Genomic DNA, 12043 nt, shown 5'->3' with positions numbered 1-12043 from the left:
ATGCGCGGGCGGGGCACTGTTTTCCTCGGTTTTGTCTCCGCAATGATGCTCGACGCACGGCACGGCTTGGCGCAGGCGCCGGCGAACTGGCAGACAAGTTTCGGCGTCTCAGCCTCGGAGACGAAGGAGCGGATCGTTGCGCTGCACGACCACATATTGCTGATCGGCGTCTGCATCGTCGCGCTCGTCGCCATGCTGATCGGTTTCGCGCTCTTGCGCTTCCGGGCGAGCCGCCACCCCACGGCGTCAAAAGTCACGCGCATGCCCTGGCTGGAATTCGGCTGGACTATCGCGCCGGTGCTGGTGCTGGGCGCGATCGCCGCGCCGTCGCTCCAGCTGCTCGCCTATGAGAGCGATATTCCCGACGCACAGTTGACGATAAAGGCCAGCGGCCATCAGTGGTTCTGGCGTTATTCCTATCCCGACAATGGCGGCTTCGCATACGATTCCATCATGTTGCCGCCGGCCTCCGTTCCGGCCGGTGAACCGCGTCTGCTAGCGGTCGACAATCGCATGGTTGTCCCGGTCGGCGCTGTCGTGCGCATACAGGTGACATCGTCGGACGTCGTGCACTCCTTCTTCATGCCGGCACTGGGCCTACAGATTTACGCCATGCCCGGGCGCCTCAACGAAACCTGGACACGCGTCGAGAAGCCGGGCATCTATTACGGGCAGTGCAACCAGATCTGCGGTCTGAACCACTCCTTCATGCCGATCGCGATCGAGGCCATGGCGCAGCCTGATTTCGACGCCTGGGTGCGGGACGCTGCAACGCGATATCCGGTCGTCAGCGCCGCGACTATATCAGCGCAGGTGGCGAAATGAGCGCTACCGAACATAGGCGCGATGGCCGGTCGATTGCGGCTTGGCTGTTCACCACCGACCATAAGGCGATCGGCACGCTTTATCTCGGATTCGCGATCATGGCGGGGACGCTGGGTGGCGCGATCTCGGGCTACATGCGGCTCGAACTGGCGCAGCCGGGCATGGACTATGTCGTCAACGGCCAGTCCTGGAACGCGCTGATCACCGCGCATGGCCTGATCATGATCTTCTACATGGTGATGCCGGCGTTGATCGGCGGCTTCGGTAACTGGTTCGTCCCGCTGATGATCGGTGCGCGCGACATGGCCTTTCCGGGACTGAACAGTCTCGGCTTCTGGTTACTGCCGCTGTCCTTGATCATGCTGATTGGATCGCTGCTGGTCGGCGACGGAACGGGTACCGGCTGGAGCCTCTATCCGCCGCTGTCGGGCATAGACGGCCAGCCCGGACCGTCGGTCGACATGACGATCCTCGCGCTGCACTTGGCCGGCATTTCTTCCGTGATCAGCGCGATCAATTTCGTCACTACCATCCTCAACATGCGCGAGGATCGCTTGCCGCTGTTCGGCATGCCGCTGTTCGTGTGGTCGATCCTGATTTCGTCGCTGATGCTGCTTCTCGCCATGCCGGTGCTGGCGGCCGCGCTGGCGATGCTGCTTGCCGACCGCAATTTCGGCGGCGCCTTTTTCGATCCAGCCGGCGGCGGAGACCCGATGCTGTTCATGAACCTCTTCTGGTTCTTCGGCCATCCGGAGGTCTACATCATGATCCTGCCGGCCTTCGGCATCATCAGCCAGATCGTCTCGCGGTTCTCAGGGCGCCCGATTTTCGGTTATCCCGGCATGGTGCTGGCGATGGCATCAATTGCGGCGCTGGGTTTCATCGTCTGGGCGCACCATATGTTCACCGTCGGTGGCGGCTTCGCGCCGCGTGCCTTCTTCACGCTGGCCTCGATGGTGATCGCGGTGCCGACCGGCATCAAGGTGTTCGCCTGGATTGCCACTATGTGGGGCGGGTCGATCCGCCTCACCGTGCCGATGCTGTGGGCGCTGGGCTTCATCATCATGTTCACGGTCGGCGGCACGACGGGGATCGTGCTTGCCAATGCCGGCGCGGATCAAGTGCTGCACAACACCTACTACGTCGTCGCGCATTTCCACTATGTGCTGAGCCTCGGCGCGACCTATGCGATCTTCGCCGGCTTCTATTACTGGTTTCCGCGCATGACCGGACGCATGTTCCCGGAGTGGGTTGGACGGCTGCATTTCTGGTGCTTCTTCATCGGCACCAACGTTCTGTTTTTCCCGATGCATTTCCTCGGACTGGCAGGAATGCCACGGCGCATCGCGGATTATCCGGACGGTTTCTTGGGCTGGAATATGATTGCGTCGCTCGGCGCTGTGCTCGCGCTCGCCTCCACGCTGCTGTTCCTGGTGATGCTTGCGGTCTCGCTGCGGCGTGGCGCGCTGGCCCCGCGCGATGTGTGGGGTCCGGCTTTCACGCATGAATGGGATGACGATCCCGAGATGGCGCGTGCGCGCGGCACGGCGGGCGCGGAGGCAGGCGCGTGAGCAAGACTGTCACCGAGGTCGGCGGCACGGATGGCCGATGGCCTGTCGCGATTGCTGTCTCGCTGTTCCTGCTAGCGTGCGCCGGTCTCGCGCTCTTCCACCCGTCGCTGTTCGGCACGCTGGCAGGCAGCATCGCGGTACTCGGTCCGCTCGTGATCGCGGTGGGGCTTCTGCCATTGTTCATCGCTCTGACAGCGTGGTCGCGGGCGACGAGTGGTGAGCGTGCGAATGGTCCGCAAAACACCTTTGGCCCGAGGATCGCGATCATCGCATTAATCGCGTCCGAGGTAGCGTTCTTCGCCGCCTTGTTCGCCGCCTACCTACGATACGCGATCTATCCGGAGGTCGCGGGGTTCAGCTCATGGCCACCTACGCCGATGCGCCCCGACGACCCTTGGGGCGGCCCGCTTCTCAACACAGTGATCCTCGTCGCGTCGGGGGTCTGCGTCGCAGCGGCGCACGACTGGCTTCTGAAAGAGCGATGGCAGCTTTCGGCTATCGGGCTTACCGTGGCGATCGCGCTCGGCGGCGTGTTCGTCGGCCTTCAGCTTCGGGAATTCAGCCTCGCCTCGGTGGGATTCCGCGACGGTGTCTATCCCTCGATCTTCTTCCTTACGACTGGCTTCCACGGCCTGCACGTCGTTATCGGCATCTTGTTGCTGTCGATCGCCGCATATCGGGTGATCCGCGCGCGCTCAGCCGGCGGCGCCGGCTTCATCCCGACGGCGGCATCCTGGTACTGGCATTTTGTCGATGCGGTGTGGCTTCTGCTGTTCGCCGTCTTCTACGCCTGGGCCAGCTAGGAGCGTGCCGACGCGACGTCGACTAGCATCGGCATTGCTGAAACATATCTGGGAGCCCGCTGAGGGCGGGCCTTCGCGGTTCAAAGTTGCATAGAAGCAAACTCAAAAGCACCCAGAAGAGCTGCCTCTGGCGGAAGTGACCTTACTCCATAGTCGATCAGTTTCCTGCAGGATCAAGTAGTGTAGTGGCTCCCCTCCTCGATCATCAATCGACCAAGCATATCTCAAGCTGTAGTTGCAAAAGAATTGCGGCCGTGGTTTTGCCTAAAGGCAAGTTGCGTTTCAGGATGAGGGCCGCAATGGCAGAGCGTCATTCAATTGATCACGAACTTGCCGTAAAGGCGGTGGCGTCTTCCGTGCACGATGCCATAGCGACTCGCCATGGCTTGCGCGGCTGGAACACGAGCCAGGTGACCGGCGACGGCACCGGGCGATCCTAATGCCGAGGAGGCGGAGCAGGGGAGGTTGGCTGTTGAAGGTTGATGCGCTTGGGCGAAAGCTGACGTCGCTCAACATCAGCAAACGCCAAAAACCGCGGGGTGGGTGGCCGATCAGAGTCTTCGCAATCTCTGTCGCCACGGCATGCTCGAAAAATGCGCGCCCCAGATCCTTGGCGAACAGATCCCAGTCCGCCTCCGCGACCTGTCTTTACGCAGGTGGCTGAATCGGCATTGTGGGTTTACATCGGCAGCCAAGCCCCTAGTTTTAGAGTTTCGCGCCGCGCACCTTAGTGCGTGGATGATCGAAAACGGGACCGTGAACTCTGGCCGGTCCCTCAAAAACTCCCAAAGGATGACTGCCATGACACAGGCCAAGAATGGCGACACCGTGCGCATCAATTATACTGGACGTCTAGCCGACGGCACTCAATTCGATTCTTCCGGCAGCGAACCGCTGCAATTCAAGCTCGGTGAAGGGCAAGTGATCCCCGGCCTTGAGACCCATGTCGAGGGCATGGAGGAAGGCGCGAAAAGCACCGTCACCGTTCCCGCCGACGCCGCCTATGGCCCCCACCGCCCCGAAGCGGTCATGACCGTCGACCGCGCCAGGGTGCCGGACAACCTCAACCTCGATATCGGTACTCGATTGCAGGCCAGAACCCCCGAAGGGCGCCCCATGCAGGTGACGGTTGTCGGCGTCGACGACGCCAGCGTCAAGCTCGACGGCAATCATCCGTTGGCCGGAAAGGATCTGGTGTTCGACGTTGAACTGGTCGAGATCGTTCAGGCGGCGTAGGGTATCCATGCGGCCAGGGCCGTGGTGGCTATGATTTCGGGTGACGGACTTCCGCCGGAGGTTTCGGCGGTTTGTGCCGCCTGCCGCCCTGCTTTCCGCGCTTAGGCCATCGCCAAAACCGTGCCGACATTCGTAAGGTTCGACACTGCATCTAATCTAATGCGACAGCGCGCAAAGCTTCGGTCAAAAGCAGCCCCCCGACTCCAGCCTCCACCCCTACCGATCCTCAATAATCCGCAGATACGCCGCCGTGACGAACAGCACGATCAGCCCGAACAGTATCCGCCGCGCGCCTTCCGGCATTTGCAGGATGGTCAGCAGCGTCGTCAGCACGGTGAGGATCAGCGCGCCGATGATGGTGCCGGTGTAGCCGCCGCGGCCGCCGAAGATCGAGGTGCCGCCGATCACCGCGGCGGCCACCGAAGGCAGCACCAGCGGCTCGGCCAGCGACAGCGACGGCGCCTTGATCAGGCCGATGTAGAGCAGGCCGGTGATGCCGGCGAGCACGCTGGAGATGACGTAGAGCGCTGTGATGACCTGCCAGTAGCGGACGCCGGACAGGCGCGCTGCGCCTTCATTGTCGCCGACTGCGTAAAGCAGGCGGCCAAAGCCGGTGCGGTTCAAGGTGAAGACGATGAGGACGGCGATGGGCACGAACAGCAGCAGCGCGTTGGGCACGCCATAGGTGAGGCCAGTGCCCAACCAGGCCAGGAAGGGCGGAATCTTGGCGCCCGAAGCGATGACGGTGCGCTGATAGACCTGCAGGCAGCCGGTGCCGATCAGGCTGGTGCCAAGCGTCATGATCAGCGGGTGCACGCGAAACACGCCGACGCCGATGCCGTTGACCAGGCCGATCAGCACCGCCGGCACCAAGGCGATCAGGATCGCCACCGCCGGGTCATGGTTGACGACCTGCGTCGCCATGATGAAGGCGCTCATCGTCGCCACGGTTCCGACCGACAGATCGATGCCGCCGGTCAACATGGTCATGGTCTGGCATCCGGCCAGAATTGCCAGCGGGATGGCGAATTTGACGGTGTTGGCGAGCCACCGCTCGTTGACGATGCCGGGGCGCAGGATCTGCAGGACCACCACCAGGATGACCAGCAGGATGATCAGCGGGATCAGCGGCCGGTCGGCCATGAAGCGTTTCAGGCGGCGGCCGAAGGGGACGGGTTGGATCGCGGTTGTGCTCATGGGGTTGCTCGCGATTGGGGTGGCGCGATGCCAGGAGAGGATGGCGTTCTACGGCGCCCCCCTCTGTCCTGCCGGACATCTCCCCCACGGGTGGGGAGATTGGCAGCTTCGGCGCCTCGCTCATTCTTGCAACGTCGACAATTGGCGAAAGCCGTCGCGCCGTCCGATCTCCCCCCAAGTGGGGGAGATGTCCGGCAGGACAGAGGGGGGCGCCGTGGATCGCCGACTCCGTAAACCAGCCTTACGCCATTGCTCATCATTGCCGCCCCCTCATGGTAATAAACGCGCCGAACATGACGACGGCGACCATGATCGCGCCCTCGATGATTGCGGTGACGTTGGGATCGATGGCCAAGAGCGTCAGGTCGGTGCGCACCAGCCGCAGCACGAAGACGGCGACGATCGGGCCGAGCAGGCCGCCCTTGCCGCCGCCAAGCGCTACGCCGCCGAGCACCACCGCCGCCACGCTGGCCAGAAGATAGGGGCCGGGAATAGGGGCGCCGATGCCTGTGCTCATGGTCAGCGCCAGCCCGCCCATGGCAGCGAAAAGCCCCGACAGGGCATAGGCGATAATTTTGGTGCGCGCGACCGGCACGCCGCTGCGAAATGCGGCGAGCTCGCTGCTGCCGATGGCGTAGATCGACAGGCCGAGTTTTGAGCGCTTGAGTGGTATCCAGATGATGCACAGGCAGACGACCAGAAGCACCAGCGCCTTCGGTATCCAGGCAGAGATTTCTGGCAAGCCCGGGATCGCGACGGTGCCGACGATGGTCGCCCGCAGCCATTCGGCGACCGCGCCGCCGGGCGCGCCGAGCACCAGCAGCGCCGCGCCCTGCAGGACGAACAGGGTGGCCAGCGTGACGACGATATCGGGCACGCGGGTGACGACGATCAGCATGCCGTTGACGGCGCCTAGGACCAGTCCCATGGCCAGCACGAACGGCACGACGAAAAACGCGTATTCCTCGCTGGCGCCGTCCATCATCGAGGCGGCGGTGACGCTGGTCAGCGCCATCATGGCGCCGACGGAAAGGTCGATGCCGCCGGCGATGACGACAATCGTCTGGGCGGCCACGGCAAAGGCGTAAGGCAGCACCGCGCGCACCAGCGAGCCGAAATCGCCACTGCCATAGCCCGGCTGGATGAGCCTGGTGATCACCAACAGGACCACGAACAGGACGAGCAGGCCGGCGACCCAGCCCTGACGACGGACGAGGCGGGTCAAGGTTTCGCCACCGGGCTCGAGTGGATATCGGCAAGAATGCCGACGTCCACCTTGGCGCCGCGCGGCAAGCCGTAAGCGGCGCGCATCAGTGCCGGCTCGTCGGCGAGTTCGACGGGGAAGACATCGACGACGCGTCCCCCAAAGATGACGATGACGCGATCGCAGACACGCTGCACCTCCTCGAGTTCGGATGTATAGAACAGCACCGACTTGCCCTGGTCGGCGAGTTCGCGCAGCAGCTTGTAAATCTCCTGCTTGGTGCCGACATCGATGCCGCGCGTCGGGTCGAAGCAGAGGATGGTCTGTGCCTCAGCGGCGATCCAGCGGGCGATCGTCACCTTCTGCTGGTTGCCGCCGGACAGCCGCTGCACCTCGCGCTGGGCGCGGGTGTCGATCTGCAGACGCTCGATCGCGCTGACGATCCTTGAGCGTTCCTGCGCCATGTTGATCGGCCCCCAGTTGCGCAAGGCGGCGCTGAACGGGAGCGCGATGTTTTCGCGCACCGAGCGCTGCATGGTCAGCGCTTCGGTGCGGTCGCCGGGCACATAGGCGATGCCGGCGCGGATCGCATCGGCCGGATGCGCGAATTTCACCGGCTGCCCGTCCACCTCGATCGTGCCGCCGGACGGGCGGATCGAGCCGGCGAGCGCGGCGAACAGCTCGTCCTGGCCTTGGCCCTCGAGCGCGACGACGCCAGCGACCTCGCCATTCGCCAGGTCGAACGAGACGTCGTTGAGCTTGGTGCCGACACGAAGGTTCGCCACGCCGAGGCGCGCGCGGCTATTCCCAGGCGAAGCGGCCTGGCTCGCCTGGCGCGCCGTCACGCGCGTCTTCTCGACCTTGGCGCCGAGCATCATCTCGACGATGCGCTCCTCGACGCCCGGCTCGATGTCGACGACGCCGACGGTCTCGCCGTCGCGAAGCACGGTGGCACGGTCGCAAAGCGCCGATATCTCGACAAAGCGGTGGGAAATGAAGATCACAGAACGGCCGCTGTCGCCCTGGCGGCGAACGACCTCAAGCACCTTTTCGGCAAGGTTAGCCGGCAATGCTGCGGTCATCTCGTCGAGCAGCAAAACGTCGGGCTCGACCGCCAGCGCGCGCGCCAGATCGAGCACGCGCAGCACGGCAAGCGGGATGTCGCGCGCGGTGTCGCGTATGTCGAGGTCGGGAATGCCGAGTTCGCGCACCCAGGCGCGGAACGGCTCGACCGGCGTGTCGGTCAGGCGAAGGTTGGAGGCGACGTCGAGATCGGGGATGAGCGATGGTTCCTGGTAGACCGGAAGCAGGCCGGCGCGGCGCGCATCGGCAGGCGAGCGCACGTCGTGCGTCTCGCCGCGGATCAGGATATGCCCGGCATCGGCGCGGATGGCGCCGGTCAGGATTTTGACCAGCGTCGATTTGCCGGCGCCATTGGCGCCCATCAGGGCGTGAACCTCGCCCGGCAGGACCGACAGCGACGCGTTGCGCAACGCCACCACGGCGCCGTAGGTTTTTACAACGCCGGTGGCGTCCAGGAGCGGGTTGGTGGTCAAAATCGCGTTGCTCTCGTTCAAAGTTGTCTAAAACGGCGATCTTGCCTTCTCCCCTTGTGGGAGAAGGTGGCCTCGCGAAGCGAGGTCGGATGAGGGGTGTTCCAGGGAACACCAACGTCTCATTCGTCCAACACCCCTCATCCGTCTCGGCGCTGCGCGCCGATCCACCTTCTCCCACAAGGCGAGAAGGAGGAAGCGCGGCAGCGATCATTACTCGCCCGGGCCCTTGCAGGCGATGATCTGCTCCTTGGTGTAGGTGGTCCACTCCGGGATGGAGATCGAGACCGGCCATTCCGGGCTCAGCGACGGATCGGCTACGCTCTTCAGCTTGGCCTTGCCCTCTTCGGTGGCGTTCTCCCACAGCTGCGGCTCGACCAGCACGGTCTGCTCCGCCGGCTTCTTGCCGTTCAGGATCTGCAGGGCCAGCGTCACGCCGGCACCGCCGATTGAACCAGGATTGGTCACCGCCGCGCCGACGAGGCCTTCGACCGAGTTCAACTGGCCGACGAAGCCGGCATTGTCGGCGCCGACCACCGGCACCAGCGGCGTCTGCGACTCGACCAGCGCGTCGACGATCACATTGTCGATGCCTGAGGTCCAGATGCCGTTGAACGGCGATCCGGTGGCGATGAAATCGAGGATCTGCTGCTTGCCCTGGTCCTGCTGCCAGCCGGTGAAGACCTCATGCACGACCTTGACGTTGGGGAATTCGGCGAGCGCCTTCTTGAAACCCTTGTCGCGGTCGCTGTCGGCCGAGGCGCCGGCGGCACCACGCATATAGACGACGTCGCCCTTGCCGCCGATCTGCTGGAACAGCCATTTGGCGCCGAGATAGGCGTACTGTTCCTGGTTGTTGGAGATGATGTAGGCCGAAGGCTCGGTGACCGCCTGGTCGACGGCGACGACGACGATGCCGGCCTTGGTGGCTTCCTCGAGCGCTGACTTGATGCCGGCGGGATCGGCCGGGTTGACAACGATAGCGTTGACCTTGGCGCTGATCAGGTTGCGGATGTCCTCGAGCTGGCCGGCGGCGTCGGTGTTGCGATGGGCGATGTTGAGCTTGGTGACCTCGCCGGAGGCGAGCGCCTGCGCCTTGATGGCGCAGATCATCTCCTCGCGCCAGCCATTGCCCTGCACCGTGTTGGAGACGCCGATCGTGTATTTGGCTTCTGCAGACGAGACGCCCACCGAAGCCAGAAACGCCGCGCCGGCGAGCAGCGAGACCATCGCCAGATATTTTTTCATTTCAGTCTTCCTCCACCTTGTTTTCAGTTCAGTTCGAAAAGGGGCCTCATTTCACGAAGGGGCGCAGCACGTCGCGGGCGAGTAGAAAGCCGCGCTTGATCTCGTCGTCGCTTCCTTCAAAGCGCCGGTCCTCGTGTTCGATGATGATGGCTCCGTCGTAGCCGACGCGATAGAGGCCGGAGAAGATCACATTCCAGTCGACATCGCCAAGCCCCGGCATGCGCGGCACCTGCCAGCCCATGCCGGCCGAGAGGATGCCGCGCTCGTAAAGCCCATCATGATCGATCATCAGGTCCTTGGCATGGACATGCAGCATGTACGGGCCGAACTCTTTGATGAAGCGGGCCTGGTCGATCATCTGCCAGACCAGATGCGACGGGTCGAAATTCATGCCGACGTCGCCGCCCCAGGCATCGAGGATGCGGCGCCAGATATAGGGCGAATAGGCGATGTTGTGGCCGCCCGGCCATTCGTCGTAGCTGAAGATCATCGGGCAGTTCTCAAAAGCCAGCTTGACGCCGTTGTCGCGCGCATGGGCGATGATATCGGGCCACAGTTTGAGTGCCTCTTGCCAGTTGGCGTCGATGGTTTTTGAGGCGTCGCCGCCGCAGAAGGTGTTGACGACAGGCACGCCCATATGGCTCGCCAGCACGATCACCTTCTTCAAATGATCGACGACGACCTTGCGGTGGGCGGCATCGGGATGCAGCGGATTGGGATAAAAGCCGAGGCCGGAGATCGACAGGTTCTCTTCCGCCAGTGCGGCGGCGATTTCCTTGGCCTGCGAGGCCGAGGTCGAGGCGGCGTCGATATGGCTGGTGCCGGCATAGCGCCGGGCTGCGCCTGAGGATTTCGGCCAGCAGGCGATCTCCAGCGCCTCGAAGCCGGCAGAACTTGCCCAGTCGGCGACCTCGCCAAGCGGGGTGTCGGCAAACGGTGCGGTGAGCAATCCGAGCTTCATGTGGCCCTCCCGTGGTTCACGACCGGCCTACTATGCCGATTGTGCAGGCCGCTTCAACCGTGTCGCCGCCGGCAATGCGCAAACCTGTCTGACGAATGCCACCGGATCGTCGCAGAGCCGGCCATCGTGAACGGCTGTGACAGCCGTGCGGAACGGCTGGATTTAGTTAGGCGTCTGACAACAACAGGACTTCCCTTGGCTGGGCACCAGCCCACTCCCGCAACGACCTGATTTTGCTCTTGTGGGGCGATTTCGGTCGAGCTAATGATGTGTCGGGCTTAGGGGTTTGAAGTGACTGACATCATCACATTCGTGGTTGCTGGCGCGTGGGCGGCAGTTGGATTTGGCGTGATCTGGTACGTCAGAACGAGACCGCCTATCCCTGAAGGTCACGAGGACCCCGATCTGCGGGAATGGCTTGATGGCCAGGTTTAAGCCCCAAGCTCAAAAGCCCGCCAGAGCGCGTTCGGGGTGCCGGTACAGCTATCTTCTTGATTTTACTGAGGTAAAAATCCGCTGGTGGAGCTGAGGAGGATCGAACTCCTGACCTCGTCATTGCGAACGACGCGCTCTCCCAGCTGAGCTACAGCCCCGTCCAGCGGAATGGGCGCATTTATCGGGCGCGGCGGTTTCCTGTCAAGACGGCGTTTTGCCCAAAAGCCGGGCGGCCAGCCACCGGCCTGCCGTGCCGCGAAGCTGGCTCTTGCCGCCTCCGCCTGCAATGGCTACATGTCGGCAACAATCGGAGACCGGCATGATAGCCCTCATTCAGACCATTGTCCTGGCGCTTGACATTTATTGGTGGATCATCATCGCTTCGGCGATTTTCTCCTGGCTCTACGCCTTCAACGTCGTCAACTCGCGCAACCAGTTCGTCGATAGCGTCAGCAACATGCTGTTCCGGCTGACCGAGCCGGCGCTGCGGCCGATCCGTCGCTTCCTGCCCGATCTCGGCGGCATCGATATTTCGCCGATCATCCTGCTTTTGATCCTGTTCTTCCTGCGGCAGTTCCTGCTCACCACGGTGGCGCCGCTGGTCGTCTGACGGCGGTTCCATGACCGGGCCGTTTCGCCCGCGTAACGACGGCGTCGACCTGTTCGTCCGGCTGACGCCGAAAGCGGCGATGGACAGGCTCGAAGGCATCGAGATTTCGGCAGACGGGCGAAGCCATCTGAAGGCGCGCGTCCGTGCCGTGCCGGAAAACGGCGCCGCCAACCAGGCGCTCGAACGGCTGGTCGCCAAGGCGCTGGGCGTGCCGCGATCGGCCGTCTCGGTCATCGCGGGCGGCACGGCGCGGCTGAAGACGCTGCGCATATCAGGCGATCCGGCGGCGCTGGCGAGATGCGTCGAGGCGCTGGGCAGCGCTTGAACCTGCCCCTCTTTGCCAAGACTTGCCATCTCCCCCACAGGGACAGGGCTATCGCAGGTGGAAAGCCGAGGCTTT

At 63.5% G+C, this 12043-nt stretch carries 11 protein-coding genes and 1 tRNA gene; 6 read left to right on the top strand and 6 right to left on the bottom strand.

Annotated elements, in window-relative coordinates; all coding sequences use genetic code 11:
- From coxB to AC0L2V_RS17420, 4 genes are all read left to right on the top strand, one after another.
- The gene (coxB, locus tag AC0L2V_RS17435) at window positions 1-825 is read left to right on the top strand and encodes a cytochrome c oxidase subunit II (protein WP_473512363.1); all 825 of its coding nucleotides are present in this window, start codon (window positions 1-3) and stop codon (window positions 823-825) included.
- On the top strand, window positions 822-2396 hold the full coding sequence (locus tag AC0L2V_RS17430; RefSeq protein ID WP_473512365.1) for a cytochrome c oxidase subunit I: 1575 nt from the start codon (window positions 822-824) through the stop codon (window positions 2394-2396). Before coxB ends, AC0L2V_RS17430 begins: the two co-directional genes overlap by 4 nt.
- Window positions 2393-3199: a cytochrome c oxidase subunit 3 gene (locus tag AC0L2V_RS17425; RefSeq protein ID WP_091592351.1), complete on the top strand. Its 807-nt coding sequence runs from the start codon at window positions 2393-2395 to the stop codon at window positions 3197-3199. The genes AC0L2V_RS17430 and AC0L2V_RS17425 overlap by 4 nt, the downstream gene beginning before the upstream one ends.
- Before the next feature lie 801 nt (window positions 3200-4000).
- Window positions 4001-4435: an FKBP-type peptidyl-prolyl cis-trans isomerase gene (locus AC0L2V_RS17420; protein ID WP_473512366.1), complete on the top strand. Its 435-nt coding sequence runs from the start codon at window positions 4001-4003 to the stop codon at window positions 4433-4435.
- 216 nt (window positions 4436-4651) lie between these two features.
- On the opposite strand, the gene AC0L2V_RS17415 is transcribed toward AC0L2V_RS17420, so the two are convergent.
- The 6 genes from AC0L2V_RS17415 to AC0L2V_RS17390 all read right to left on the bottom strand — a co-directional run bounded on the left by AC0L2V_RS17415 (window position 4652) and on the right by AC0L2V_RS17390 (window position 11191).
- Complete coding sequence (locus AC0L2V_RS17415) at window positions 4652-5632, bottom strand: ABC transporter permease (protein ID WP_023800493.1); 981 nt, start codon at window positions 5630-5632, stop codon at window positions 4652-4654.
- 256 nt (window positions 5633-5888) lie between these two features.
- Window positions 5889-6857, bottom strand: a complete 969-nt coding sequence (locus AC0L2V_RS17410; RefSeq protein WP_473512368.1) for an ABC transporter permease — start codon at window positions 6855-6857, stop codon at window positions 5889-5891.
- Entirely contained in the window at window positions 6854-8392 is a 1539-nt protein-coding gene (locus AC0L2V_RS17405) for a sugar ABC transporter ATP-binding protein (protein ID WP_473512370.1), read from the bottom strand. The genes AC0L2V_RS17410 and AC0L2V_RS17405 overlap by 4 nt, the downstream gene beginning before the upstream one ends.
- Window positions 8393-8602: 210 nt before the next feature.
- The gene (locus tag AC0L2V_RS17400) at window positions 8603-9637 is read right to left on the bottom strand and encodes an ABC transporter substrate-binding protein (RefSeq protein ID WP_473512372.1); all 1035 of its coding nucleotides are present in this window, start codon (window positions 9635-9637) and stop codon (window positions 8603-8605) included.
- A 46-nt stretch (window positions 9638-9683) separates the two neighbouring features.
- Window positions 9684-10598 carry a sugar phosphate isomerase/epimerase family protein gene (locus AC0L2V_RS17395; protein ID WP_473520684.1) on the bottom strand — a complete coding sequence of 305 codons (915 nt, stop codon included), beginning with the start codon at window positions 10596-10598 and terminating at the stop codon, window positions 9684-9686.
- 517 nt (window positions 10599-11115) lie between these two features.
- Window positions 11116-11191: transfer RNA gene (locus AC0L2V_RS17390), tRNA-Ala, on the bottom strand.
- A gap of 161 nt (window positions 11192-11352) precedes the next feature.
- On the opposite strand from AC0L2V_RS17390, the gene AC0L2V_RS17385 reads away from it, so the two are divergent.
- Window positions 11353-11643, top strand: a complete 291-nt coding sequence (locus AC0L2V_RS17385; protein WP_023800489.1) for a YggT family protein — start codon at window positions 11353-11355, stop codon at window positions 11641-11643.
- A 10-nt stretch (window positions 11644-11653) separates the two neighbouring features.
- Window positions 11654-11968, top strand: coding sequence for a DUF167 domain-containing protein (locus AC0L2V_RS17380; protein ID WP_473512374.1), 315 nt, complete (start codon window positions 11654-11656; stop codon window positions 11966-11968).
- The last annotated feature ends 75 nt before the right edge of the window (window positions 11969-12043 follow it).

Source organism: Mesorhizobium sp. WSM4814 (assembly GCF_055811595.1).
Note: the sequence above shows the minus strand (reverse complement) of the source record. Positions and strands in the feature narration are given on the sequence as shown.